The following is a 24417-nucleotide window of genomic DNA, read 5'->3' on the forward strand; positions in this document are numbered from 1 at the left end:
GGAAATTTTACACTCAGATGACCCAGTGGTCCGGCTATCTCGGCCTGATATTGCAGGGAGCGCTTGTCACCATCGAGCTGACGCTGATGGGGTCGGTGCTCGCGCTGATCATGGCTTTCCTTGCCGGCATGGGGCGCGTGTCGCGCTTCTTCATCCTGCGCGCGATCGCCACGGCCTATATCGAATTCTTCCGCGGCACCTCGATCTTCGTGCAGCTGTTCTGGGCCTATTTCGTCCTTCCTTTCGCCGGCCTGTCGCTGACCCCACTGCAGGCCGGCGTGCTGGCGCTGGGCTTGAATGTCGGCGCCTATGCGGCGGAAGTTGTGCGCGGCGCCATCCTGTCGGTCGGCCGCGAGCAATATGAGGCCTGCACGGCGCTCAATCTCGGCCGCTGGCAGGGCATGCGGCACGTGATCCTGCCGCAGGCGCTGCTGGTCATGCTGCCGACCTTCGGCAACAACGCGATCGAGCTGCTCAAGGCGACCTCGGTCGTCTCGCTGATCTCGCTCGCCGACCTGACCTTCCAGGCGCAGGTGGTGCGTTCGCAGACCGGCAGCACGCTGATGCCGTTCCTATCCGTGCTGATCATCTATTTCGCGCTGGCGCTAATCATCTCCTGGGGCGTGCGGACGCTGGAACGCCGCATGGCGCGCGGGCTTGATGGGGTGCGCGTCTGATGGATTGGGCCAAATAATGGACTGGGATTGGAACTTCGTCTGGGAGATCATGCCGACCCTGATCCAGGGCGTGAAGATCACCATATTGGCAACCATTCTGGGCTCGATCCTGGCGGCGATCGTGGGGCTCGGGATTGCGCTTGCGCGGCGCTCGGAGAACCGGCTCGTCGCGCGCAGCATCGGCTGGTTCGCCGAGTTCATCCGCGGCACGCCGCTTCTGGTGCAGCTCTATTTCATCTTCTACGTGCTGCCCGATATCGGCATCCTGTTGCCGCCGCTGGTGGCCGGCGTGATCGGGCTTGGGCTGCACTACGGAACCTATACTGCCGAGGTCTACCGCGCCGGCATCGACAACGTGCCGCGCGGCCAGTGGGAGGCGGCCAAGGCCTGCAATCTCAACGGACGCCACACCTGGACGCATATCATCCTGCCGCAGGCGATCCCGCCGATGATCCCGGCCCTGGCCAACTATTTCATCGCCATGTTCAAGGAGACGCCGCTGCTTTCGGCGATCACAGTGCTTGAACTGATGAACCAGGCGAAGAGCGTCGCCAACACCTACTACCGCTACATCGAGCCGATGACGCTGGTCGGCGCCTTCTTCCTCGTCATCAGCCTCTGCTCCGTCGTGCTGTTGCGCTGGCTGGAGCATCGCTACGGCAGGATCGAAAGATGAAAGTCATGAAAGCATTGCCCGAGATCCGGCTCGAAACGGCGCGCCCCGCGCTTGACGCGCGTCCGCTGGAAAAGCGCGTCGGACTGATCGCTTTAGCCACCGACCACACCAGCGAGGTGGACTTCCACCGCATGGTGGCGAGCGAGCGGATCGGCGTCTATGTCGCACGCATTCCCTACGCCAATCCAACGACGCCGGAGAATTTGCGCAAGATGCAGCCTTCGCTTTCGGCGGGGGCGGCGCAGATCCTGCCGGACGAGACGCTCGATGCCGTCTGCTACTCCTGCACGTCTGCTTCGGTGGTGATCGGTGACGCCGAGATCGAACAAGCGATCCAGGTGGCCAAGCCCGGCGTGCCCGTGATCACGCCGCCGATGGCTGGTATGCGCGGCCTGAACGCTTTTGGGGTGAAGCGCATCAGCATTCTAACCCCATACACCGTCGAGACCAGCCGGCCGATGGCGGCCTATTTCGCCGCGCAGGGCTTCGACATCCAGAGCTTCACTTGCCTCGGCTTCGAGGATGACCGCGAGATGGCCCGCATCAGGCCGGCGTCCCTCGTCGAGATGGCGCGCAAGGTCACGCATCCACAGGCCGATGCGCTGTTCGTCTCCTGCACCGCGCTGCGCGCCGCGCTCGCGGTGCCGGGTATGGAAGAGGCGATCGGGCGTCCGGTCGTCACCAGCAACCAGGCGAGCGCCTGGAACTGCCTGCGGCTCTGCGGCGACGAGACGCCGCGACCTGAGTTCGGCCGCTTGTGGACCAAGCCGCTGGCCCAGTGATCGTAATGCCCGTGATCGAGATGCCAGTTACGCTTCAGCATATTCGCGCCGCGCGCGAACGCATTGCCGGCAAGGTCGAGCGGACGGCTTGCGTGCTGTCGCAAAACCTGTCGGAGCGCGTGGGGCATCCTGTTCATCTCAAGCTTGAGCACCACCAGACCACCGGCGCCTTCAAGCTGCGCGGCGCCTCCAACGCGATTGCGGCATTGAGCCCGGACGAAAAATCGCGCGGCGTCGTCGCCGCCTCGACCGGGAATCACGGCCGCGCGCTGGCGCATGCGGCCAAGCTGAAAGGCATGCGCGCGGTGATCTGCATGTCGAAGCTGGTGCCGGAGAACAAGCTCGATGCCATCCGCCGCCTGGGCGCCGAAGTGCGCATCGTTGGCAACAGCCAGGACGACGCCCAGCAGCAGGTCGACAGGCTGGTGGCGAAGGAAGGGCTGGTCATGCTGCCGCCCTTTGACCATCCCGATATCGTCGCCGGGCAAGGCACGCTTGGGTTGGAGATCATGGAGCAGGTTCCGGACGCAGCATGCGTGCTGGTGCCGCTCTCCGGCGGCGGGCTCGCGGCCGGCGTCGCGGCGGCCGTCAAAGGCGTGAGCCCGGGCACCAAGGTCATCGGCATCTCGATGGCGGGGGGCGCGGCGATGAAAGCCAGCCTCGACGCAGGCCGGCCCGTGCAGGTCGAGGAACTGCCGACGCTGGCAGACTCGCTCGGCGGCGGCATCGGCCTCGACAACCAGCTGACCTTCGCCATGTGCCGCGACCTGCTCGACGACGTGGTCCTGCTTGCCGAGGACGAGATCGCCGCCGGCATTCGCCATGCCTATGAACAGGAACGCGAGATCGTCGAGGGCGCGGGCGCTGTCGGCATCGGCGCGCTGCTTGCCGGCAAGGTCAAAGTGAGCGGCCCGACTGTGCTCATCCTTTCCGGCCGCAACATCGACATGAGCCTGCACCGCCGCATCGTCTGCGGCGAGGCGGCCACAGCAACGGAGCGCGCCGTATGAACCGTATGACCATTCTGACCGAAGCAGAACTGCGCAAGATCGTGACGCTTGACCTCGATGCCGTCGCCTGCGTCGAGAACGCCTTTCGCGCCCTGGCCACGCTGCCGGTGGCGATGCCGCCAATCTTGAGGCTCGACATTCACGAGCATCGCGGCGAGGTCGACGTGAAGGCCGCCTATGTGCCGGGCATAGACGGCTTCGCCGTCAAGATCAGCTCCGGCTTCTTCGACAATCCGAAGCTCGGCCTGCCGAGCGGCGGCGGCATGATGGTGCTGCTCTCGGCCAAGACCGGCGTGGTCGAGGCGCTGCTGCTCGACAATGGCTATCTGACCGATGTCCGCACCGCCGCTGCCGGCGCCGTCGCGGCCAGGCATCTGTCGCGCGAGGACTCCAAGGTCGCGGCGATCTTCGGCGCCGGTCTGCAGGCCGGCTTGCAATTGGAAGCGCTGCGTCTGGTGCGGCCGATCGAGGAAGCGCGCATCTGGGCGCGCGATGCCGCCAGGGCCGAGGCAACCGCAGCCCGCCTGCGCGACAGGCTGGGCATCATGGTTCGCGCCGAACCGGATGCGGCGAACGCGGCAGCCGGCGCCGACATCATCGTCACCACCACGCCGTCGACCGAACCGCTGATCAAGCCCGGCTTCGTCTCTGCCGGCCAGCACATCACCGCTATGGGCTCGGATGCCGAGCACAAGAACGAGATCGCGCCGGCGATCCTGCGCATGGCCGATCTCTATGTCGCCGACAGCGCCAAGCAGACGCGGCGCCTTGGCGAACTCCATCACGCCATCGAGGCTGCGGTTTTCGCAGCCGACGCCGAGGTCACCGAACTCGGCCAGATCATTGCCGGCAGCAAGCCCGGCCGGCGCTCGGCAAGCGACATCACCGTCGCCGACCTCACCGGCACCGGCGTGCAGGATACCGCGATCGCCACGCTTGCGCGGGATCGCGCGCGGGCGGCGAACGCCGGAACGACTTTCGAGAGCTAGTACCGGCCGCAAGGCCCAACAAACGAGGACCAAGAACGATGCAGCCAAACCTGAAATTCTCGCGGAGCGAATTTGCCGATCGCCTCGCCAAGACGCGGAGGGCCATGGAGGCCAAGGGGGTCGATCTTTTGATCGTCAGCGATCCCTCCAACATGGCCTGGCTGACGGGGTATGACGGCTGGTCCTTCTACGTGCATCAGGCGGTCATCGTGCCGCCTACGGGCGAGCCGGTCTGGTATGGACGCGGCCAGGATGCCAACGGCGCCAAGCGCACCGCCTATCTCGCGCATGACAACATCATCGGCTACGCCGACCACTATGTGCAGTCGACCGAGCGGCACCCGATGGATTACCTTGCCAGCGTGCTGGCTGAACGCGGCTGGGACAAGCTCAGCATCGGCGTCGAGATGGACAACTACTGGTTCTCGGCGGCTGCCTTCGCAGCACTGCAAAAACACTTGCCCAACGCCCGCTTCGCCGACGCCACCGCGCTGGTGAACTGGCAGCGCGCGGTGAAGAGCCCGACCGAGATCGAATACATGCGCAACGCCGCCCGCATCGTCGAGGCGATGCACCAGCGCATTGTCGACAGAATAGAAGTCGGCATGCGCAAATGCGATCTCGTCGCCGAGATCTACGATGCCGGCACGCGCGGCGTCGCCGGGATCGGCGGCGACTATCCGGCGATCGTGCCGCTGCTGCCTTCGGGTGCCGATGCTTCCGCACCGCATCTCACCTGGGACGACAAGCCTATGAAGGCGAATGAAGGCACGTTCTTCGAGATCGCCGGCTGCTACAACCGCTATCATTGCCCGCTGTCGCGCACCGTCTTCCTCGGCAAGCCAACGCAGGCGTTCCTCGACGCCGAGAAGGCGACGCTGGAAGGCATGGAGGCGGGCTTGGCCGCCGCCAAGCCCGGCAACACCTGCGAGGACATCGCCAATGCCTTCTTCGCGGTCCTGAAGAAATACGGCATCGTCAAGGACAACCGCACCGGCTATCCGATCGGCATTTCCTATCCGCCGGACTGGGGCGAGCGCACGATGAGCCTGCGCCCCGGCGACCGCACCGAGCTCCAGCCCGGCATGACCTTCCATTTCATGACGGGGCTGTGGCTGGAGACGATGGGACTGGAGATCACCGAGTCGATCCTGATCACCGACACCGGCGTCGAATGCCTGGCCAATGTGCCGCGCAAGCTCTTCGTGAAGGACTGAACGATGTCAGCTCTGCGTCCATCGCCGGTCGCGCCGACCGTCGACTTCGAGCGCGACGGCGTCCAGCACGGCTTTTTGCGCCTGCCCTACAGCCGCGACGATTCCGCCTGGGGGTCGGTGATGATCCCGGTCTGCGTCGTGCGCAACGGCAAGGGCTCGACGGCGCTGCTGACCGGCGGCAATCACGGCGACGAGTATGAAGGGCCGTTGGCGCTCTACGAGCTCGCCCGCACGCTCGATCCGAAACAAGTCTCCGGCACGATCATCATCGTGCCGGCGATGAACTATCCGGCGTTCCGGGCCGGCACCCGCACCTCGCCGATCGACAAGGGCAATATGAACCGCTCTTTCCCCGGCCGCCCGGACGGCACGGTGACGGAGAAGATCGCCGACTATTTCCAGCGCGAGCTGCTGCCGCGCGCGGACCTCGTCTTCGACTTCCACTCGGGCGGCAAGACGCTGGATTTCGTGCCCTTCTGTGCCGCGCACACGCTGCCGGACAAGGCGCAAGAGAAAAAGGCCTTCGCCGCGGTCGGGGCCTTCTCGGCGCCGTTCTCGATGCGCATGACCGAGATCGACGCGGTCGGCATGTATGACACGGCGGCCGAGGAGATGGGCAAGGTCTTCGTCACCACCGAGCTCGGCGGCGGCGGGACATCGCGGGCCGAAACCGTGCGGATTGCCCGGCGCGGCATCCTCAACGTGCTTCGCCATGCCGGCATAGTGTCTGGTGCGATCGAGAAGGGCAGAACTCAGTGGCTCGACATGCCTTCGGCCGATTGCTTCGCCTTCGCCGAGGATGACGGCATGATCGAGACCATGGTCGATCTCGGCGAACCGGTGGAGGACGGCCAGGTGGTCGCGCGCATCCATCCGCTCGGCCGCACCGGCCAGGCACCGCAGGAGATCAGGGCCCGGATGTCGGGGCTGCTGGCCGCGCGTCACTTCCCGGGCCTGGTCAAGGCGGGCGATTGCGTCTCGGTGCTGGCCGTGGCCGTCGGATAGTTACTGCACCACCCGCTTCTCGAGCTTGCGAGCGAGCGTGCGCCGGTGCAGGCCGAGGCGGCGCGCGGTTTCGGAGATGTTGAAGCCGGTCTCGACCAGCGTCTCGTGGATGCGCTCCCATTCCAGGTTCTTGATCGAGGTGGGACGGCTGGTGAGCGGCACCGACACATCTCCCTCGTCGCGGCCGAAGGCGGCTTCGATGTCATCGGTGTTGGCGGGCTTGGCCAGATAGTGACAGGCGCCGAGCTTGATCGCCTCGACCGCCGTGGCGATGCTGGCAAACCCCGTCAATACCACGATCCGCATCGACGGGTCGCGTGCGCTCAGCAGCTTGACGCATTCGAGACCCGATCCCGCTCCGAGCTTGAGGTCGACGACGGCATAGGCCGGAACGGCCTTTTCCAGCGCGGCCTTCACGGCGTCGCGGTCATGGCAGACCGCGACGTGGTAGTCGCGCTTCTCAAACGAGCGTTTGAGCGTGCGCGCGAAAGTCGCGTCGTCCTCGACAATGAACAAGGATCGATCAGGTTTCACGATCGTCTCCATGGGTCAGCGCCGCCAGAGGCAGCGAAAGGGTAACGCAGGCGCCCTCCTCCATGTTGCGCGCTGAAACGTCGCCGCCGAGCTTGCGCACGACATTGAACACCAGGAAGAGGCCAAGGCCGCCGCCCGGACGCCCCTTGCTCGACATATAGGGCTGGCCGAGCCCGGCCAGAATATCCTTGTCGAAACCCGGTCCGCGATCCTTGACGGTGAACACCAGCTTCTCATCCTGCCGCTCGGCAGCGATGCCGACCCAATCGTGCGATGCTTCCAGCGCATTGTCGAGCACATTGAAGATCACTTGCCGCAGCGCCGTGTCGGACACGATCGGCTCGTCCGGCTCGAAACCGTTGCTGAAGTCCAGCCTGGAAGGCTGGCGGCTGACACGCCACTCCCGAACGAGATCGTCGAGGAAGTGACGGATCGTGGTGCGGATCGTGCCCTCGCCCCGTGCCTGGCCGGAGGACATGAGGATGCCCGTGACGATGCTTTTGCAGCGCTCGATCTGCGCCTGCATCTCGGCCACGTCCTCGGCAAGCTCGCGGTTGCGCTTGATGCCCTGCATCTGGCGCCAGTCGGACAGGATGACCGATATGGTCGAGAGCGGCGTGCCGAGCTCATGCGCGGCGCCGGAGGCGAGCAGGCCCATGCGCACGATGTGGTCTTCCTCAGCCGAACGCTGGCGCAGGTCGGCGAGATAGGCATCGCGTTCGCGCAGGTTGCGGTTGATGCGCGTCATGAAGATCACGATCAGGCCGGCCGCCAGCACGAAGCAGATGAACATGCCGCGCAGATGCAGCGCCAGGAGGTCGCTGCCGCCGTGATGCGAAAGCGCGATCGGCTGGAAGACGAAGATGAGGAAGACGAAGCAGGCCGAGGCGGCCACGACCAGGATCCAGGTCGACCATGGCGCCAGCAGCGCGGCGCCGAGCGTGATCTGCAGCAGATAGAGCGACACGAACGGGTTCGAGGCGCCGCCGCTCAGATAGAGCTGCGTGGTCAGCGCCGCCATGTCGAAAATCAGCGCGACGAAAAGCTGGCCGTTGGAGATGCGGCGATTGCCGCGCAGGGCGAGCAGGCTGAAGATGTTCAACGCGACGAGGAACAGCACCACGCCAGCCATCCCGGTAAGCGGCAGCGGGATGGCGAACCAGTATTGCGTCACCAGAATGGTCAGCACCTGCCCCGCCACCGCCAGCCAACGCAAGTGGATGAGAAGCAGCAGGTTCTTCCTGTTCGTCACGTCGGCGTTCGAGGCGGCGCCTCCGTGGCCGGCAAGAGGAGCCGCTGGGAACGCCTTCCCGTGATGAAGCCGCGCGATCGAGATGTTCATCTTGCCGCGTCCCGCTTCCGACGCCGGGCAAAAATCGGCCTGGCGATGACGATCGCCAGCATCGCTGCCAGGGCGAACCAGGTCAGAGCATAGACAAGGTGGCTGTTGCGGAAGGTGACGACAGTCAGGCCGCCGCGCGGCCAACTGTCCGCGCCGGATGCCCCGGCGTCGATGAAATAGGGCGCGACATCGGTCAGGCCGCGCGCCTTGGCGATTGCCGCGACGTCGCGCGAATACCAGCGGTTGGCAGCCGGATCGTTGCTGCGCAGGAAGCCGCCGCCGGGTTCGCTGATGCGCAGCAGCCCGTCAATCGCCGTAGGCGACCTCGGGCCGCCGCTCTCTTGTTGAAATTCGGCCTTGCGCTCCTGCGGAACGAAGCCGCGGTTGACGAGGACCGTGAACCCGCGATCGTCGCGCATCGGCGTCAGCACCCAATAGCCGCCTCCAAGCTCGGTCACCGCCTGCACCAGCGTGTTGGCTCCGCCGGAGAAACTGCCGGTGAGGCGTACATGGCGATATTCATAGCCGGCCGCGTTGATATCAGCCCATGTCGCGGGTCCTGGCGCATCGACGACCGGAGCATGGATGCGCTGGTCGACGCGGGCGATCAGGTCGAGCTTCCAGACCCGTCTTTCCAGCTGCCAGATGCCGAGCCCAAGAAACACCAGAACGCCGACAAGTCCGAGCAGCGCAAGCAAGAAGCGCGACGCGGAGCCTTTCGACGGCGCGGCGTGAGCGCATGTATCTGCCAGGCCGACCGTGACTTCTGCCTTGAGATTGGCCCTCCCCACGCCCGAAACAGGGCTCATGGCATCTCCCGCATCTCGTGGAGCCCGGGCAGCATGTTGGCGTTGAGATGGTACATCACCCAGAGCGAGCCGCTCAGCACGATGACGACGAGGATCACCGTGAAGATGAGCGCCAGCATCGACCATCCGCCCTCGGAGGCCGGGTTCATGTGCAGGAAGAAGATCATGTGGACGACGATCTGCACCGCGGCGAAGGCCATGATGATGACGGCCGTGGCCTGCTTGTTGTCGATGACTTCGTCCATCACCAGCCAGAACGGAATGGCGGTGAGGATCACCGACAGGAAGAAGCCGATCAGATAGCCCTTCAGCGAGCCGTGCGCGGCGCCACCATGCGCGTGGTCGTGACCGGCATGATCATGAGCGCTCATCGCAACGTCCCCATCAGATAGACGAAGGTGAAGACGCCGATCCAGACGACGTCGAGGAAGTGCCAGAACATCGAGAGGCACATCAACCGGCGGCGGTTGGCCTCGATCAGGCCATATCGCGCGACCTGCACCATCAGCGTCACCATCCAAACGATGCCGAAGGTGACATGCAGGCCGTGCGTGCCGACCAGGGTAAAGAAGGACGACAGGAAGGCGCTGCGCTGCGGCGTCGCGCCCTCATGGATCATATGCGCGAACTCGTAGAGCTCGATCGACAGGAAGGCGAGGCCGAACAGCATGGTCACCGCGAGCCAGGCTTGCGTCGCGCCGGCACGGCCCTTGTCCATGGTCAGCATCGCGAAGCCATAGGTGATCGAGGAGAGCAGCAGCATGGTGGTGTTGACCGCCACCAGGCTGAGATCGAACAGGTCCTTCGGAGCAGGACCCGCCGCGTAATTGCCGCCGAGCACGCCAAAGGCCGCGAACAGCATGGCGAAGATCAGGCAGTCGCTCATCAGGTAGAGCCAGAAGCCGAGCATGGTGCTGCCGCCTTCGGCGTGCGCATGCTCCTCTTCCAGGTGGAAGACCGGCTCGGCGCCGGCCGTGATTGCCGTCGATGCCATGCTCAAGCCCTAGCCCCCTCAGCGGCGAGGAGCGCCGTCCTCGCCTCTTCCGTTTGCGCGACCTCGGCGGCCGGGATGTCAAAGTCGCGGTGATAGTTGAAGGTGTGGCCGATGGCGGTGGCGATGAGGCAGACGAAGCTCAGCGCCGCCAGCCACCACATGTACCAGATCAGCCCGAAGCCGAGCGCCACGCTGAACACGGCCAGGACGACGCCGGTGCCGGTGTTCTTCGGCATGTGGATCGGCTTGAAGCCGGTGAGCGGGCGCCGGTAGCCGGCTCTCTTCATGTCGAACCAGGCGTCATTGTCGCGGATGACCGGCGTGAAAGCGAAATTATAGGCGGGCGGCGGCGAGGAGGTCGACCATTCGAGTGTGCGGCCGTCCCACGGATCGCCGGTGACGTCGACCAGTTCGGCTCGCTTGCGGATCGAGACGAAGATCTGGACAAGGAAGGCGGCGATGCCAGCGGCGATCAGCACGGCGCCGAAGGCAGCGATGACGAACCAGATCTGAAGCGAGGGATCGTCGAAGACGCGCATGCGGCGCGTCACGCCCATCAGGCCGAGGATGTAGAGCGGCATGAAGGCGAACCAGAAGCCGAGCACCCAGCACCAGAACGAAACCTTGCCCCAGAACGGATCGAGCCTGAAGCCGAAGGCCTTGGGCCACCAGTAGGCGATGCCGGCAAACAGGCCGAACAGCACGCCGCCGATGATGACGTTGTGGAAATGCGCGATCAGGAACAGGCTGTTGTGCAGCACGAAGTCGGCCGGCGGCACCGCAAGCAGCACGCCGGTCATGCCGCCGACGACGAAGGTGAGCATGAAGGCCACCGTCCACATCATCGGCAGTTCGAAGCGGATGCGGCCGCGATACATAGTGAAAAGCCAGTTGAACATCTTTGCCCCGGTCGGGATCGAGATGATCATCGTGGTGATGCCGAAGAAGGAGTTGACGCTGGCGCCGGAGCCCATGGTGAAGAAGTGGTGCAGCCAGACCAGATAGGACAGGATGGTGATGACCACCGTGGCGTAGACCATCGAGGTGTAGCCGAACAGGCGCTTGCCGGAGAAAGTCGAGGTGACCTCGGAAAAGACGCCGAACAGCGGCAGGATAAGGATGTAGACCTCCGGGTGACCCCATATCCAGATGAGGTTCACATACATCATCGGATTGCCGCCGAAGTCGTTGGTGAAGAAATTGGTGCCGACATAGCGGTCGAGCGCCAAGAGCGTGAGCACCGCCGTCAACACCGGGAAGGACGCCACGATCAGCACGTTGGTGCATAGCGAGGTCCAGGTGAAGATGGGCATGCGCATCATGGTCATGCCGGGGGCGCGCATCTTGACGATAGTGCAGATCAGATTGATGCCGGATAAGGTCGTGCCGACGCCGGCGACCTGCAGCGCCCAGATATAATAATCGACGCCGACATCCGGACTGTAATTGATGCCCGAGAGCGGCGGATAGGCCAGCCAGCCGGTGCGGGCGAACTCGCCCACGAACAGCGAGGCCATGACCAGGATGGCGCCGCCCACCGTCATCCAGAAGCTGAAATTGTTGAGGAAGGGGAAGGAGACGTCGCGCGCGCCGATCTGCAGCGGCACGACGAAGTTCATCAGCCCGGTGACGAAAGGCATCGCCACGAAGAAGATCATGATCACGCCGTGCGCGGTGAAGATCTGGTCGTAGTGATGGGCGTTGAGATAGCCGTCCGAACCGTTGAAGGCGATCGCCTGCTGCAGGCGCATCATGATGGCGTCGGAGAAGCCGCGAAGCAGCATGACGAGGCCGAGCACCATGTACATGATGCCGATCTTCTTGTGGTCGACGCTGGTGAACCACTCGCGCCAGAGATAGCCCCAGAGCTTGAAATAGGTGATGGCGCCGAGAACCGCGAGGCCGCCAAGCGCCACCACGATGAAGGTGACGACGACGATCGGCTCGTGCAGCGGCAGCGACTCCAAAGTGAGGCGGCCGAAGATGAATTTGGTCAGCGTCTCAGGCATCCGCCATTCCTCACAATTCGAAGCGCAGCAGGCCGAGCGACGGCGCCTCGGCGTCGGCGCGGCGGCTGCCGGCGCCGGGCGCGAGCAAGCCGACGCCGCGCAGCGGGGACAGGTCCCTGAGCGGCCAGCTCTTTTCATCGTCATTACGAGCCGCGCGAGAGGCGGCTGCCGCCTCCTCCGCCGTGCAGATGCTGGCGACATAGGACGGATCGCTACCGAACACCGAGCCGCGCCGGGCAAGCTTGTCATATTGCAGCGGCAGGGTGTTGCGAACGCCGGCAAGGCCAAGGCCGCCTTTGGCGTCGATGGACATCATCTCGTTCATGCACATCTTGCCCGGCTCGACGCACAGATTGAGGATCGCGCCATAAAGGTCGTGGTCGACGAAGGCATACTGCCGGACCGGCTCGTTCTCGCTCGGGCGTTCAAGCTCGAGATAGGTCTCGCGGCTGAGCCTGGACTGAGCGCTCTTGGCCTGCGCCACCCAATCGGCGAAGGCCTGGTCCGAGACGCCGTGGAAGGCAAAGCGCATGCCGGAGAAGCCGGCGCCGCTGTAATTGGCCGAGAAGCCGGTATAGGTGCCTGGACGGTTGATGACGGCGTGCAGCTTCGTCTCCATGGCGGGCATGGCGTAGATCTGCCCGGCAAGGGCTGGAATGTAGAAGGAGTTCATCACCCTGGACGAGGTGATGCGGAAGTCGATCGGCTGATTGACCGGCGCCGCCAGCTCATTGACGGAGGCGATGCCGTAGTCCGGATAGATGAAGAGCCACTTCCAATCGAGCGCGACGACCTCGACCCTGAGCGGCTTATGGTTCTGCGTGACCGGCTGTCCGGGTTCGATTCGGTCGATGCGCCGGTAAGGATCGAGCAGATGCGTGCCGAGCCACGTCAGCGCGCCCAGGCATATGATGATGAGCAGAGGGGCCGCCCAGATCACCAGCTCCAGCTTGGTCGAATGGTCCCAGTCGGGCGTGTAGGTCGCCGTCGTGCTGGACTGCCGGTAGCGCCAGGCGAACAGCACGGTCAGCGCCATGACGGGCACGATGATGAGCAGCATCAAAAGGGTCGAGACGACGAGCAGGTCGCGCTGCTGCACTGCCACGTCGCCCGCGGGCGCTAGCACGACGAAGTCGCAGCCGCTCAGCAGCACGGCCAGGGGAAACAGAAGCAAAGCTCCGGATCGTTTCATCAACGCTGCCCTCGATGGCGTCGCAACGGGCTTTTGCAAGCTACAACGCGGTATGGGCCAACGGCTACTGCCGCCGGCACGGGGACGACATTGGACAATTTGTCCAATGCCGGATTGCTATGGCTTTGGCGAAACTGTGCACGCATAATGGGACGAGGACAATCGCGTTCCGAACTTGAGCTCGGTGGCGACGAACAAGATGGCTGAAACTTCGACTGCCGAAACGGACAGCAGGCTGATCGGCTCGCATCACGGCCAGGTCAGCGCTGGCGATATCGCGGTCGGCGTGATCATCGGCAGGACATCGGAGTTCTTCGATTTCTTCGTCTATGCGATCGCTTCCGTGATCGTATTCCCCAGGCTTGTCTTTCCGACGCACGATCCGCTGGTCGGAACGCTCTATTCCTTCGCGATCTTCGCGCTGGCCTTTATCGCGCGTCCGTTCGGCACGGTGCTGTTCATGGCGATCGACCGCGCCTATGGCCGCGGCGCCAAGCTGACCATCGCGCTTTTCCTGCTCGGCACCTCGACCGTCGCCATGGCGTTCCTGCCGTCCTATGAAGACGTCGGCGCTGTCGCCGCCTGGCTGCTGGCGCTTACCCGCTTCCTGCAAGGCCTGGCGCTCGGCGGAACCTGGGATGGGTTGCCCTCGCTGCTGGCGCTGAACGCGCCGCAGAACCGGCGCGGAATCTATGCGATGATCCCGCAACTCGGCGCGCCGATCGGGCTTATCGTGGCGAGCTCGCTGTTCGCCTTCTTCGTCGCCAACCTCTCGGCCGACGATTTCTTCGCCTGGGGCTGGCGCTATCCGTTCTTCGTCGCTTTCGCCATCAATGTCGTGGCGCTGTTTGCCAGGCTGCGCATCGTCGTCACGCCCGAATTCTCGAAGCTCTACGAGAGCGGCGACCTGCAGCCGACCCGCATCAGGGACATGATCGGCACGGAAGGCCGCAACGTCGTCGTCGGCGCCTTCGCGCCACTGGCGAGCTTCGCCCTGTTCCATATGGTGACGGTGTTCCCGCTGTCCTGGGTGTTCCTGTTCACCAATGAGGGGCCGGAGCGCTTCCTGATCATCGAGGCGGTGAGCGCGCTGTTCGGCATCGCCGCGATCGTCGCGTCAGGGCCGCTGGCCGACCGTGTCGGACGCCGCGCCCTGCTCGGCGGCGGCGCCGTCGCCATCGCCGCATTCAGCGGCTTTGCCCCGCAGCTTCTCAATGGCGGCACCGTCGGGGAGACGGTGTTCATGGTGCTGGGCTTCATTCTGCTCGGCTTGAGCTTCGGGCAATCCTCGGGCGTCGTCGCGTCGAGCTTCTCGCGCCAGCACCGCTATACCGGCTCGGCGGTGACGTCGGACCTCGCCTGGATGTTCGGCGCCGGCTTTGCGCCGCTTGCCGCGCTGCTGATCGCCGGCACTTTCGGCCTCATCGCCGCCGGCGCCTATCTGCTTTCAGGCGCCGCCTGCACGCTGATCGCGCTGTGGATCGACAGGCAGGCGTCAACGACAGGCCGCTAGTACTCGGCCGCTAGCACGTTGTCGCGGGCGCCTAATCAGACCTGATAGAAATCCCGATACCATTCGACGAAGCGCGGAACGCCGACCTCGATCGGGATCCTGGGCTTGAAGCCAGTCACCTCCTCGAGCGAGGTGATGTCGGCGTAGGTCGCCAGCACGTCGCCCGGCTGGAGCGGCATCAGGTTGCGGATTGCCTTGCGCCCAAGCGCGTCTTCCAGCACGTCGATCAGCCGGCTCAGCTGGACGGGTGAGCTGTCGCCGATGTTGTGGATCCTGTACGGCGCATTGCTGGTCGCGGGATCCGGGGCAGCGCTTGTCCAATCGGTATTGGGCGTCGCGGGATGCTCCATGACGCGGATTACGCCCTCGACGATGTCGTCGATATAAGTGAAGTCCCGCTGCATGTTGCCATGGTTGAAGACGTCGATCGGCTGGCCGGCGAGGATGGCCTTGGTGAAGATGAACAAGGCCATGTCGGGCCGGCCCCACGGACCGTAGACGGTGAAGAAGCGCAACCCCGTGGTCGGCAGCCCGAACAGATGGCTGTAGGTGTGGGCCATCAGCTCGTTCGCCTTCTTGCTTGCGGCATAGAGGCTCAAGGGATGGTCGGCGGAATCATGGACCGAGAACGGCATGCGCGTGCTGCCGCCATAGATCGAGCTCGACGATGCATAGACGAGATGACCGACAGAGGCCTGACGGCAGCCCTCCAGGATATTGAGGAAGCCGTCGAGGTTGCTGCGCGCATAGACGTGCGGATTGATCAGCGAATAGCGGACGCCCGCCTGCGCGGCGAGATTGACGACGATCTCCGGCGCGTCGGAAGCAAAGACCGCCGAGACGCCATCGCGGTCGGCGAGGTCGACATGCTCGAAGCGAAAATTCGCGAACCCTTTCAGCCGGTCGAGCCGCGCCTGCTTGAGGGCAACGTCGTAATACTCGTTCATGGAATCGAGGCCGACAACCTGCCGGCCTTCGGCAAGCAGCCGGTGGCAGAGGTGAAAGCCGATGAAGCCGGCGGCGCCGGTGATCAGTATGGGCCTGCTCGACGTCAATCCATGCCCCCAAAACGTTGTGGTCAACCGGACCGATCTTTCGCCGACAGCCCGCGGGCACGTCCGGAATTCCTCAAGCCGGTCGAGAACTTGCGCCTTTTATGGCAGGCCGTCGACGAATTCAACGATACGCCTTTCTCCGCCGTCTCGACACGACTTACCGGTCATTGCGGCGCCAGTGGCTGCAAGGCTGGCACGGGCGGATGCGGCAGCAGCGTACCGAGCCCGTCGACCTCAGCCTGCGCCAACCCGTCGTCCCACCACTTCGGAACGGAGGCCGCCTCGTATAGGGTTTCAATCAGCTCGATCATGGTCGCCTGGAGACGATGTGGATGGGGCCGGCCCGGGAGCTCCAGTATCCGACAGCGGAAATGCAATCTCAAGCCCGTGCTTATATGCGAGCGCGGTCATGGATCGGACCCATTCATGCAGAATGCGATTGCGCTCATGAGGCCAGTTGAGGATTTTATTTTCTTGGTGATCTTCCTTTGCTGAGGCAAACTGCTAGCGGGCTGTCAGGAGGAGAAATGAGAGCACGCGCGGCGACGGTCGGAGACCTGGAAGATGTGTTCCACGGCCTGTCCAAGCGGATGTCGGACGAATATGTCGCGGCCGGCAAGGACAGCAAAAGCGCCTATGACAATCTGATGATGAATTTGAAGGAAGGCCGGGCGCACGCGCTTGTCGAGGGCGACAGGGCCGTCGCGATCATCGCCTGGCATGAGCACTCGGATGCCGCAGATACGCTGTTCGCGGCGCGGGAGGATTTCTTCAACGCCGCGACGGTCCGCTTCTGCAGGCGGCACATCCGCCATGTCCAGGCGCTTGCCGGCAACCTTCCCATACATTCGCGCAGCTGGCTGGACAGGCCGGACGTGGCGAAGTGGTTCCGCGTGATCGGCTATGTCGACCGTGGGCGGGAGAACGGCGCCCATCTGTTCGAGCTGCCGCCGGCCGCCAATAGCTGACCAAAACGAGGCCATTCGTTGCAGCTCTTGGCTTGCGCGAAAATCCGATTGGAAAGATTGTAGGCGCAGGCAGCCGGGCAACCTGGCACGCCGGACGGGGTATGGCTGCTGGAAATGGGGATGTTGCGCGTCTGCCTGGCGGTTGTCGCCATCGCTGCCCTGATGACATCATCAGGGGCGGAACCGCGTGCGTCCCATCTTTTTGACCGAGCTGACCTCACGGCAGCCTATTCGGGGCAACCCGATCTCGTCACCGCGTATACGACCGGCATGGCGCGCTACCGGTTTCAATATTCGGGTCCCGCAACCCAGGCCGGTTTGGCCGCGCCGCTCGAGCCTCGCCTGCTGCGGCCTGAATTCCAGCAACGGACATGGCGTTCGGCGGACGGCAGCCTGCTTCAGGGATTTGCCGGCAAGGGCGGCTTTCGCCTGACCACGGGCAACTGCGTGAACCGCCTCTGCGTGGCCAGCGAGTGCAGCGAAGCCGGCTGGCCGCTCTATGCCTGCAGCGACGGGCGCAAGCGCAAGATGTCGGTCCAGAGCTTCGTGACGGCAACATTCGACGGCGTCCCCTACCGGCGGCTGAGCGCGCCGAAGGATCAATGATTTCCCGGCGCCGACCGGTCTCCAAAAATCCATCTTACTTCACCCGAAGGTTGCGCATGCGCCGCGCCGCATGGCATTTGTGGGGCAAATGACGAGCAAGCCCCTTGGACAGCCTTCTAAGGCCGCGCGGCGATCCACCGCCGGGAAGGTCAGCCTCAACCGGGCGCTGTCGAAGCTCGGGTTCTGCTCGCGCAAGCAGGCTGAGCTTTTGATCGGCAAGGGGCGCGTGCGGGTGGGCGGCAAGGTGGCGCGCGACCCTGCGCTGTGGGTCGATCCCGAGCGCGAGAGCATCACGGTCGACGGCGAGCGCATTGCGGCCGAGCGCAAGGTCTATCTGATGCTCAACAAACCGCGCGGGCTGGTCACCACCCGCGACGATCCCGAAGGCCGTGGCACCGTCTATGACTGCCTTAAAGGGCTCGACCTGCCCTTCGTGTCGCCGGTAGGCCGGCTCGACAAGGCAAGCGAAGGGCTGCTGTTGATGAGCAACGACACACGCTGGGCGAGCGGTTTGCTCGACCCCGCCTCGCATGTCGCCAAGACCTATCATGTGCAGATCGCGGCCATGCCCGACGAGGCGATGCTGGAACGCTTTCGCCAAGGCGCGGTCGTCGACGGCGAGTTGCTCACGGCAAGCTCGATTGCATTGTTGCGCAGCGGCGGGCGGACAGCCTGGCTGGAAATCGTGCTCGACGAAGGCCGCAACCGGCAGATCCGCAGGCTGCTCGGCGCTTTCGATATCGAGGTGCTAAGGCTGGTTCGCGTGGCGATCGGCGGTCTTCAGCTCGGCGAGCTTGCCAAAGGCAAGGCACGGCATCTGACGAGCGAGGAGCTGGCGACCTTGGCGACTTGACGCCGGGCCACGAACTCCCCCTCACCCGGATTGCCAGCCGAATTGCGAAGAGCAATTCGGGGCAATCCGACCTCTCCCCGTGGGGAGAGGAGCAGGTAAGCGCCGGCGCCAACCTCTTCTCCCCTCGGGGAGAAGGTGGCCGCGAAGCGGCCGGATGAGGGGGAGTCGCGCTCGTTATTTCTGGTTCCACCGCCGGATGACCGGCTCCGTCAGGTCGTGCTCGTAGCCGAGGATGCTGAGGCTCGCGGTGTCGAGCACGAAATGCTCGCCGCCTTCGGGCGGCAGGCCGACCCAGCGCGCCGCGAGAACACGCAGGAAATGCGAGCTGGAGAAGATGAGCACATTGCCGGCAATCGCACGCAGCCCGGCGATGATCGCGTCGGCGCGGGCGCCGACATCGGCCGCCGTCTCGCCGTCAGGACAGCCGTCGCGGAACAATTGCCAGCCGGGGCGCTTCGACAGGATTTCCTTGGTCGTCACGCCCTCGTAAGCGCCATAATCCCATTCCTGCAGGTCCGGCTTCTTGACCGCGCCCTCACCGAAGCCGGCCAGGCGGCAGGTGTCGAAGGCGCGCTGCGACGGGCTCGACCAGACCGCCTGGAAGGTCAGGCCCTTGAGCCGCTCGGCCACACCGCGCGCAGCCTCATCGCCTTTTGCCGTCAAAGGGATGTCGGTGCGGCCGGTATGCCTGCCCGAGAGGCTCCATTCGGTCTCGCCATGACGGACAAGATAGATCTCGGGATACGCGCTGCTCATTGACCGCCCTCGGCTGACTATTTCGCCGGGAATCCGGCTCGCGCACCGTATGCGGCGGCCGGCAAAAAGAACAGGCCGCGGCTGAGCCGCGGCCTGCACAGGCTTGGGAGGGATGCCTAACTTGCCTGTCACTCGGCCGGCAGCAGGCCGCCGGACAGCGCGAGATCCGCCTCTTCCGGCAACTGGCCGGCCATGGCGGCGGCGAATTGCTTCTGGTCGAGCTCGCCTTCCCAGCGCGCCACGACGATGGTCGCCACCGCATTGCCGACGAAATTGGTGAGCGCGCGGCACTCAGACATGAAGCGGTCGACGCCGAGGATCAGCGCCATGCCGGCGACCGGCACCGAAGGCACCACCGAGAGCGTGGCGGCCAAGGTGATGAAGCCGGCGCCGGTGATGCCGGCCGCACCTTTGGAGCTCAGCATGGCGACTAGCAGGAGCAGGATCTGGTCGCCGAAGGTGAGCGGCGTGTCGGTTGCCTGGGCGATGAACAGCGCAGCCAGCGTCATGTAGATGTTGGTGCCGTCGAGATTGAAGGAATAGCCGGTCGGGATGACCAGGCCGACCACCGAGCGGTTGCAGCCGGCGCGCTCCATCTTGGCCATCAGGCCGGGAAGCGCCGCCTCGGACGACGAGGTGCCGAGCACAAGCAGCAGCTCTTCCTTGATGTAGCGGATCAGCGCCAGGATGGAGAAGCCGTTGTACCATGCGACGGCGCCGAGAACGACCAGCACGAAGAGCAGCGACGTCAGGTAGAAGGTGCCGATCAGGAAGGCGAGGTTGGCGATCGTGCCGATGCCGTATTTGCCGACGGTGAAGGCCATGGCGCCGAAAGCGCCGATGGGGGCTGCCTTCATCAAGATGGCGACGAGGCGGAAGATCGGCGAGGTCAGCGCCTGCAGGAAATCGACCACGGGGCGGCCGCGTTCGCCGACCAGCGCCAGCGCGATGCCGAACAGCACCGAGAAGAACAGCACCTGCAGAATGTCGCCCTGCGCGAAGGCTCCGGTGATGGTGTCGGGGATGATGTTCATCAGGAAGCCGACGATGGTCGTGTCATGCGCCTTCTCGGTGAAGGTCGAGACCTTCGAAGCATCGAGTGTCGCGGGATTGATGTGCATGCCGGCGCCGGGCTGGATGACGTTCGATACAACCAGGCCGACGATCAACGCCAATGTCGAGAAGACAAGAAAATAGATCATCGCCTTGCCGGCGACGCGGCCGACCTTGTGCAGGTCGGAGACGCCTGCGATGCCGGTCGCCACGGTGAGGAAGATCACCGGCGCGATGACCATCTTGACCAGCTTGATGAAGGCATCGCCGAGCGGTTTCAGCGAAGCGCCCAGATCGGGGTAAAAATGGCCAAGCAGGATGCCGGCGGCGATCGCCACCAGGACCTGCACATAAAGATGCCGGTAAAAGGGAACCTTGCCGCGCGGTTCGGCGGCAGCGATTGCTGTCTGCATGGTATCCTCCGTTCGGCCCCCGATCGAGAACGCTCGACCTCCCAGGGGGCTGTTAACCTTCACAGCCTCGCGGCTGCTGCGGACCTACCTGCAACGCGCGTGCCAGATGGCGCCCGGAGTTTCGCTTCGTTGATTTTGCTGAATTTTTCGAGCTCGCGAGGTGCCTTTTCCGCGGCATCAGTGTGGTTATCCGCATAGGTACAATTGCGCCTTGTGCGAAAGCATGCACAAATACGCCATGCTGCAACGCCCTGCCGCTGCTCTCGCTTCGACGCCCGAACTGCTTGCCGGGCGGGCGCGGCGCGCCTGGCTGCTGTTCACGGCGGTGGCGCTGGCGATCATCGCGGCAGCGCTCTACGGCGCCGGCCTCTATGGCCGCTCGACGGAGATCGAGGCATTAGCCACGCAAGGACGCACGGACGCCAATCTCAAGGTCGCGCTGCTGCGCGCGGTGCTGGAAAATCCGCGCGCGCTGCCGCTGCTCCTGTCGGAGGACCAGCAGGTCAATGACGCGTTGACCCAGCGAAGCCCTGCCGCGATCGACGTGCTCAACCGCAAGCTGGAAGGGCTGGTTTCCGGCACCAAGGCCTCGGTGCTCTACGTCACCGGCACGGACGGTCTGGCGATCGCCTCCAGCAATTGGCGCGAACCGGTGAGTTTCGTCGGCAGCGACTACAGTTTCCGCGCCTATTTCTCAGGCGCGATGCAGACCGGCACCGCCGAATATTTCGCGCTCGGCAATGTCAGCAAACGTCCCGGGCTCTACATCTCGCGGCGCGTCGACGGCGCCTCGGGGCCTCTCGGCGTCGTCGTGGTCAAGATGGAGTTCGACCAGCTCGAAGCCGACTGGCACGAAGCGAACCGGCCGGCCTTTGTCAGCGACGCGCATGGCGTGGTGCTGATCACGAGCGTCCCCTCCTGGCGCTTCCTGACGACGGAGCCGCTTAGCCGGCCGGTGCTCGCCGAGATCCGCGCCAGCCAGCAATTCGGCGACGTGCCGCTGGTGCCTTTGCCGATCACGAGACCGGAGGCGCTGAGCTCCGATGTCGCGCTGGTCCATGCCATCACGCCTGGAGGCAGCGATGCGGAATATCTGCGGCTCTCGACCGCTGTGCCGTCGACACCGTGGCAGCTCGACTATCTTGTTCCAGCCGAAGCGCCGATCGCCGCCGCGCAGCGCGAAATGCGGCTCCTGGCGCTGGGCGTCCTTGTGCCGCTCATCGCCTTGGCCGCCTATCTGCTTTGGCGCCGGCAGTCCGCCCAGATGCGGATCGCCGCCGAACAGGCCGCGCGCGCCGAGCTGGAGCGGCGCGTCGTCGAGCGCACGCAGGATCTCAGCCTGGCGCGCGACCGGCTGCAGGCCGAGATCGCCGACCATCGCAGCACCGAGGTGAGGCTGCAGGTCATGCAGCAGGAGCTGGTGCAGGCCAACCGGCTTGCCACGCTTGGCCAGGTCGCGGCCGGCGTCGCGCATGAGATCAACCAGCCGGTGGCGACGATCCGCGCCTATGCCGACAATGCGCGCGTGTTCCTCGAGCGCAAGCAAAGCGCCTCAGCCGAGGAGAATCTTGGCGCCATCGCCGCGCTGACCGAGCGCATCGGAGCCATCACGGAGGAGCTGAAAGCCTTTGCCCGCAAGGGCCGCACCGCCGCCGAGCCCGTCGAATTGCGCAGCGTGATCGAGGGCGCAGTCGTGCTGCTCAGGAGCCGCTTCGCCGGCCGGCTGGATGCCCTGGCGATCACGCTGCCGCCGACGGCGCTAAAAGTAATGGGCAATCGGCTGCGGCTGGAACAGGTGTTGATCAATCTGTTCCAGAACGCGCTGGAGGCGCTCGATGGCCGTGATGGCGCAAGGGTCGAAGTCTCCGCCGCCGAAACCGGCGAAGACGTGGCGCTGGTCGTTTCCGACAACGGACCTGGTATCCCACCCGCGATCCTGAAATCACTGTTCACGCCCTTCAACACCTCGAAGGAGAAAGGCCTTGGGCTCGGCCTGGTCATCTCCAAGGACATCGTCGCCGACTATGGCGGGCGCATCGAGGTTTCGAGCAGCGACCAGGGCACACGCTTCACCATCCATCTGTCGAAAGCCGGCGCAGCATGACGAAGCACAACCCAGCAACGGTGATCCTGATCGACGACGACAGCGACCTGCTCAAGGCGACAAGGCAGACGCTGGAGCTTGCCGGCTTTGCTGTGTCGGCCTATTCGGTGGCGAGCGAAGCGCTGGCGACGCTCGACAGGAATTTCGCCGGCGTGGTTGTCTCGGACATCCGCATGCCGGAGATCGACGGGCTGCAGCTTTTCGGCCGCGTCTTGCATCTCGACCCAGATATTCCCGTGATCCTGGTCACGGGGCACGGCGACATCGCCATGGCCGTCAAGGCGATCAAGGACGGCGCCTACGACTTCATCACCAAGCCTTTCGCCACTGAGCGGCTGGCGCAGAGCGTTGCCCGCGCCGCCGAAAAACGCCGGCTGGTGATGGAGAACCGCGCCTTGCGCGAAGCGGCCGAGCAGGCGCAGGAGGGCTTGCCGCTGATCGGACAGACGCCGGCGATGGAGCGGCTGCGCCGTACGCTCAGGCAGATCGCCGACACCGATGTCGACGTGCTGGTGACCGGCGAGACCGGCTCCGGCAAGGAGGTGGTGGCGAACCTGCTGCATCGCTGGAGCCGCCGTGCCAATGGCAATTTCGTCGCGCTCAATTGCGGCACGCTGCCGGAGACGGTCATCGAAAGCGAGCTGTTCGGACACGAGGCCGGCGCCTTCACCGGCGCGCAGAAGAAGCGCGTCGGCCGTATCGAGCATTCGAGCGGCGGCACGCTCTTCCTCGACGAGATCGAAAGCATGCCGGCCGCGACGCAGGTGCAGATGCTGCGCGTGCTCGAAATGCGCGAGGTGACGCCGCTCGGCACCAACGAAGTCAGGCCGGTCGACCTGCGCGTCGTCGCCGCCGCCAAGGTCGACCTCGGCAATGCCAGCCAGCGCGGCGCTTTCCGCGAGGACCTCTATTACCGGCTCAATGTGGTGACGCTCTCCATTCCGCCGCTGCGCGAACGGCGGGACGACGTGCCGCTGCTGTTCGGCTATTTCGCCGAGCGGGCCGCCGCACGGTTCCGGCGAGCCGTGCCGGCGACCTCGGCGGCGGTCCAGCGCCATCTCAGGGAGCACGACTGGCCGGGCAATGTACGCGAACTCGCCCATTTCGCCGAACGCTTGGTGCTCGGGCTTGAGGATGTCGCCGAAACGCCTTCCCCTGCGGCAATGGAGAGCGACGCCGCGATGCCGTTGCCCGAACGGCTCGATCGCTACGAGGCCGACATCATCCGCGAGACACTTGGTCGCAATGAAGGCGACGTCCGCCGCACCATCGAGGCGCTCGGTATTCCGCGCAAGACCTTCTATGACAAGTTGCAGCGGCACGGCATCGTGCGCAGCGATTTTTCCAGATAGATCAAGCTCGTGGAACCCGATCCAATCTCCGGCCGTTGAGCTTGTCCGGCAAACCGTGGCACGTTGGCACCAGCCGGCCAGTGAACGCATCGGCGCGATGGCGTTGCCGGGTTGCGCTTGGCAGGCGTTGATGGTTTGTTGCCGCCCAGCGGAGAACGAATGATGCGCGAATCCCTCGGTCAAGACGAATACGGCTCGGCCAACCCTTTCGATCCGGACGACCTGCCCAATCTCAACGCGATGGGGCCGGTGATGGGCGGCGGCAATGATTTCGAGAAATACGCGGTCGCCGTCATCATCGTCTTCGGCGCGCTGATCATCGGCGGCCTGATGGCCGCCTCCATGTCCTTCGGCCACCGCAACGGCTTCCTGTTCGCGCTCGGCGGCGCCACGGCGGCCTGGATTTCCGGCAATGCGCTGCTGCTCGACCGCCCGCGCATCTACGCGCTGTTTGTGGCCATTGCCGCCGTCATGCTGATCGCCTCGACCATCACGTTGGTGACCTGAT

The 24417-nt window shown here is 64.7% G+C and carries 25 protein-coding genes; 14 read left to right on the forward strand and 11 right to left on the reverse strand.

Annotated elements, in window-relative coordinates; genetic code table 11:
• Positions 1-17 precede the first annotated feature (17 nt).
• Genes ehuC through doeB form a run of 7 tightly spaced genes read left to right on the forward strand, consistent with a single transcriptional unit; the run spans position 18 to position 6356 of the window.
• Positions 18-677 carry an ectoine/hydroxyectoine ABC transporter permease subunit EhuC gene (gene ehuC / locus EJ072_RS08430; RefSeq protein WP_042638468.1) on the forward strand — a complete coding sequence of 220 codons (660 nt, stop codon included), beginning with the start codon at positions 18-20 and terminating at the stop codon, positions 675-677.
• Between the two features lie 16 nt (positions 678-693).
• On the forward strand, positions 694-1353 hold the full coding sequence (gene ehuD, locus EJ072_RS08435) for an ectoine/hydroxyectoine ABC transporter permease subunit EhuD (protein ID WP_112131195.1): 660 nt from the start codon (positions 694-696) through the stop codon (positions 1351-1353).
• A gap of 5 nt (positions 1354-1358) precedes the next feature.
• Positions 1359-2135, forward strand: a complete 777-nt coding sequence (gene eutA, locus EJ072_RS08440; RefSeq protein ID WP_126083555.1) for an ectoine utilization protein EutA — start codon at positions 1359-1361, stop codon at positions 2133-2135.
• 20 nt (positions 2136-2155) lie between these two features.
• A complete protein-coding gene (eutB, locus tag EJ072_RS08445) occupies positions 2156-3145 on the forward strand; it encodes a hydroxyectoine utilization dehydratase EutB (RefSeq protein ID WP_189343255.1) in 990 nt (329 codons plus the stop codon).
• Positions 3142-4134, forward strand: coding sequence for a cyclodeaminase (locus EJ072_RS08450; protein ID WP_126079300.1), 993 nt, complete (start codon positions 3142-3144; stop codon positions 4132-4134). Before eutB ends, EJ072_RS08450 begins: the two co-directional genes overlap by 4 nt.
• A gap of 38 nt (positions 4135-4172) precedes the next feature.
• Positions 4173-5351, forward strand: a complete 1179-nt coding sequence (gene doeA / locus EJ072_RS08455) for an ectoine hydrolase DoeA (protein ID WP_126079301.1) — start codon at positions 4173-4175, stop codon at positions 5349-5351.
• Between the two features lie 3 nt (positions 5352-5354).
• The gene (gene doeB / locus EJ072_RS08460; RefSeq protein WP_126079302.1) at positions 5355-6356 is read left to right on the forward strand and encodes a N(2)-acetyl-L-2,4-diaminobutanoate deacetylase DoeB; all 1002 of its coding nucleotides are present in this window, start codon (positions 5355-5357) and stop codon (positions 6354-6356) included.
• On the opposite strand, the gene EJ072_RS08465 is transcribed toward doeB, so the two are convergent.
• From EJ072_RS08465 to cyoA, 7 genes are read right to left on the reverse strand one after another with little or no spacing between them, the layout of a single operon-like run.
• A complete protein-coding gene (locus tag EJ072_RS08465; RefSeq protein ID WP_189343256.1) occupies positions 6357-6890 on the reverse strand; it encodes a response regulator transcription factor in 534 nt (177 codons plus the stop codon).
• Entirely contained in the window at positions 6880-8232 is a 1353-nt protein-coding gene (locus EJ072_RS08470; protein ID WP_126079304.1) for an ATP-binding protein, read from the reverse strand. The genes EJ072_RS08465 and EJ072_RS08470 overlap by 11 nt, the downstream gene beginning before the upstream one ends.
• Positions 8229-9041: an SURF1 family protein gene (locus EJ072_RS08475; RefSeq protein WP_126079305.1), complete on the reverse strand. Its 813-nt coding sequence runs from the start codon at positions 9039-9041 to the stop codon at positions 8229-8231. Before EJ072_RS08475 ends, EJ072_RS08470 begins: the two co-directional genes overlap by 4 nt.
• Entirely contained in the window at positions 9038-9412 is a 375-nt protein-coding gene (gene cyoD / locus EJ072_RS08480) for a cytochrome o ubiquinol oxidase subunit IV (RefSeq protein ID WP_126079306.1), read from the reverse strand. The genes EJ072_RS08475 and cyoD overlap by 4 nt, the downstream gene beginning before the upstream one ends.
• A complete protein-coding gene (cyoC, locus tag EJ072_RS08485; protein ID WP_126079307.1) occupies positions 9409-10035 on the reverse strand; it encodes a cytochrome o ubiquinol oxidase subunit III in 627 nt (208 codons plus the stop codon). Before cyoC ends, cyoD begins: the two co-directional genes overlap by 4 nt.
• Positions 10036-10037: 2 nt before the next feature.
• Positions 10038-12044 (reverse strand): cytochrome o ubiquinol oxidase subunit I, encoded by a 2007-nt coding sequence (gene cyoB, locus EJ072_RS08490; RefSeq protein WP_126079308.1) that lies wholly within the window; start codon positions 12042-12044, stop codon positions 10038-10040.
• A gap of 10 nt (positions 12045-12054) precedes the next feature.
• The gene (gene cyoA, locus EJ072_RS08495; protein ID WP_126079309.1) at positions 12055-13236 is read right to left on the reverse strand and encodes a ubiquinol oxidase subunit II; all 1182 of its coding nucleotides are present in this window, start codon (positions 13234-13236) and stop codon (positions 12055-12057) included.
• Positions 13237-13435: 199 nt separating this feature from the next.
• Between cyoA and EJ072_RS08500 the strand changes: the two genes are divergently transcribed.
• Entirely contained in the window at positions 13436-14749 is a 1314-nt protein-coding gene (locus tag EJ072_RS08500; protein ID WP_126079310.1) for an MFS transporter, read from the forward strand.
• Between the two features lie 35 nt (positions 14750-14784).
• On the opposite strand, the gene EJ072_RS08505 is transcribed toward EJ072_RS08500, so the two are convergent.
• Together EJ072_RS08505 and EJ072_RS35890 are read right to left on the reverse strand one after the other, a co-directional pair.
• Positions 14785-15804: an NAD-dependent epimerase gene (locus EJ072_RS08505; protein WP_189343257.1), complete on the reverse strand. Its 1020-nt coding sequence runs from the start codon at positions 15802-15804 to the stop codon at positions 14785-14787.
• Between the two features lie 164 nt (positions 15805-15968).
• A complete protein-coding gene (locus EJ072_RS35890) occupies positions 15969-16115 on the reverse strand; it encodes a hypothetical protein (RefSeq protein ID WP_189343258.1) in 147 nt (48 codons plus the stop codon).
• Positions 16116-16331: 216 nt separating this feature from the next.
• Here EJ072_RS35890 and EJ072_RS08510 point away from each other — a divergent pair, with 216 nt between their 5' ends.
• The 3 genes from EJ072_RS08510 (at position 16332) to EJ072_RS08520 (ending at position 18231) form a co-directional block, all read left to right on the forward strand.
• Complete coding sequence (locus EJ072_RS08510) at positions 16332-16772, forward strand: hypothetical protein (RefSeq protein ID WP_126079311.1); 441 nt, start codon at positions 16332-16334, stop codon at positions 16770-16772.
• Positions 16773-16892: 120 nt separating this feature from the next.
• Positions 16893-17378 (forward strand): hypothetical protein, encoded by a 486-nt coding sequence (locus EJ072_RS08515; RefSeq protein WP_245467258.1) that lies wholly within the window; start codon positions 16893-16895, stop codon positions 17376-17378.
• Positions 17379-17466: 88 nt separating this feature from the next.
• Positions 17467-18231, forward strand: a complete 765-nt coding sequence (locus EJ072_RS08520; RefSeq protein ID WP_126079312.1) for a pseudouridine synthase — start codon at positions 17467-17469, stop codon at positions 18229-18231.
• Positions 18232-18405: 174 nt separating this feature from the next.
• Here the strand turns inward: EJ072_RS08520 and EJ072_RS08525 are convergent, their stop codons facing one another.
• A complete protein-coding gene (locus EJ072_RS08525) occupies positions 18406-18987 on the reverse strand; it encodes a histidine phosphatase family protein (protein ID WP_126079313.1) in 582 nt (193 codons plus the stop codon).
• 128 nt (positions 18988-19115) lie between these two features.
• Positions 19116-20453 (reverse strand): dicarboxylate/amino acid:cation symporter, encoded by a 1338-nt coding sequence (locus tag EJ072_RS08530; RefSeq protein WP_126079314.1) that lies wholly within the window; start codon positions 20451-20453, stop codon positions 19116-19118.
• 238 nt (positions 20454-20691) lie between these two features.
• Between EJ072_RS08530 and EJ072_RS08535 the strand changes: the two genes are divergently transcribed.
• From EJ072_RS08535 to EJ072_RS08545, 3 genes are all read left to right on the forward strand, one after another.
• Positions 20692-22557: a sensor histidine kinase gene (locus EJ072_RS08535; protein WP_126079315.1), complete on the forward strand. Its 1866-nt coding sequence runs from the start codon at positions 20692-20694 to the stop codon at positions 22555-22557.
• Positions 22554-23909 (forward strand): sigma-54 dependent transcriptional regulator, encoded by a 1356-nt coding sequence (locus EJ072_RS08540; RefSeq protein WP_126079316.1) that lies wholly within the window; start codon positions 22554-22556, stop codon positions 23907-23909. The genes EJ072_RS08535 and EJ072_RS08540 overlap by 4 nt, the downstream gene beginning before the upstream one ends.
• 159 nt (positions 23910-24068) lie before the next feature.
• Complete coding sequence (locus EJ072_RS08545; RefSeq protein ID WP_042637278.1) at positions 24069-24416, forward strand: hypothetical protein; 348 nt, start codon at positions 24069-24071, stop codon at positions 24414-24416.
• Position 24417 lies beyond the last annotated feature (1 nt).

Origin of the sequence: Mesorhizobium sp. M2A.F.Ca.ET.046.03.2.1 (assembly GCF_003952425.1) — a bacterium.
Classification (GTDB): Bacteria; Pseudomonadota; Alphaproteobacteria; order Rhizobiales; family Rhizobiaceae; genus Mesorhizobium.

What these genes read in the sequence shown, in the direction of transcription:
- ehuC (WP_042638468.1), top strand. Translation starts at nt 18, where the DNA reads ATGACCCAGTGGTCCGGCTATCTCGGCCTGATATTGCAGGGAGCGCTT.
- ehuD (WP_112131195.1), top strand. Translation starts at nt 694, where the DNA reads ATGGACTGGGATTGGAACTTCGTCTGGGAGATCATGCCGACCCTGATC.
- eutA (WP_126083555.1), top strand. Translation starts at nt 1,359, where the DNA reads ATGAAAGCATTGCCCGAGATCCGGCTCGAAACGGCGCGCCCCGCGCTT.
- eutB (WP_189343255.1), top strand. Translation starts at nt 2,156, where the DNA reads ATGCCAGTTACGCTTCAGCATATTCGCGCCGCGCGCGAACGCATTGCC.
- EJ072_RS08450 (WP_126079300.1), top strand. Translation starts at nt 3,142, where the DNA reads ATGAACCGTATGACCATTCTGACCGAAGCAGAACTGCGCAAGATCGTG.
- doeA (WP_126079301.1), top strand. Translation starts at nt 4,173, where the DNA reads ATGCAGCCAAACCTGAAATTCTCGCGGAGCGAATTTGCCGATCGCCTC.
- doeB (WP_126079302.1), top strand. Translation starts at nt 5,355, where the DNA reads ATGTCAGCTCTGCGTCCATCGCCGGTCGCGCCGACCGTCGACTTCGAG.
- EJ072_RS08470 (WP_126079304.1), bottom strand. Translation starts at nt 8,232, where the DNA reads ATGAACATCTCGATCGCGCGGCTTCATCACGGGAAGGCGTTCCCAGCG.
- EJ072_RS08475 (WP_126079305.1), bottom strand. Translation starts at nt 9,041, where the DNA reads ATGAGCCCTGTTTCGGGCGTGGGGAGGGCCAATCTCAAGGCAGAAGTC.
- cyoD (WP_126079306.1), bottom strand. Translation starts at nt 9,412, where the DNA reads ATGAGCGCTCATGATCATGCCGGTCACGACCACGCGCATGGTGGCGCC.
- cyoC (WP_126079307.1), bottom strand. Translation starts at nt 10,035, where the DNA reads ATGGCATCGACGGCAATCACGGCCGGCGCCGAGCCGGTCTTCCACCTG.
- cyoB (WP_126079308.1), bottom strand. Translation starts at nt 12,044, where the DNA reads ATGCCTGAGACGCTGACCAAATTCATCTTCGGCCGCCTCACTTTGGAG.
- cyoA (WP_126079309.1), bottom strand. Translation starts at nt 13,236, where the DNA reads ATGAAACGATCCGGAGCTTTGCTTCTGTTTCCCCTGGCCGTGCTGCTG.
- EJ072_RS08500 (WP_126079310.1), top strand. Translation starts at nt 13,436, where the DNA reads ATGGCTGAAACTTCGACTGCCGAAACGGACAGCAGGCTGATCGGCTCG.
- EJ072_RS35890 (WP_189343258.1), bottom strand. Translation starts at nt 16,115, where the DNA reads ATGATCGAGCTGATTGAAACCCTATACGAGGCGGCCTCCGTTCCGAAG.
- EJ072_RS08510 (WP_126079311.1), top strand. Translation starts at nt 16,332, where the DNA reads ATGAGAGCACGCGCGGCGACGGTCGGAGACCTGGAAGATGTGTTCCAC.
- EJ072_RS08515 (WP_245467258.1), top strand. Translation starts at nt 16,893, where the DNA reads ATGTTGCGCGTCTGCCTGGCGGTTGTCGCCATCGCTGCCCTGATGACA.
- EJ072_RS08520 (WP_126079312.1), top strand. Translation starts at nt 17,467, where the DNA reads ATGACGAGCAAGCCCCTTGGACAGCCTTCTAAGGCCGCGCGGCGATCC.
- EJ072_RS08525 (WP_126079313.1), bottom strand. Translation starts at nt 18,987, where the DNA reads ATGAGCAGCGCGTATCCCGAGATCTATCTTGTCCGTCATGGCGAGACC.
- EJ072_RS08530 (WP_126079314.1), bottom strand. Translation starts at nt 20,453, where the DNA reads ATGCAGACAGCAATCGCTGCCGCCGAACCGCGCGGCAAGGTTCCCTTT.
- EJ072_RS08535 (WP_126079315.1), top strand. Translation starts at nt 20,692, where the DNA reads ATGCTGCAACGCCCTGCCGCTGCTCTCGCTTCGACGCCCGAACTGCTT.
- EJ072_RS08540 (WP_126079316.1), top strand. Translation starts at nt 22,554, where the DNA reads ATGACGAAGCACAACCCAGCAACGGTGATCCTGATCGACGACGACAGC.
- EJ072_RS08545 (WP_042637278.1), top strand. Translation starts at nt 24,069, where the DNA reads ATGATGCGCGAATCCCTCGGTCAAGACGAATACGGCTCGGCCAACCCT.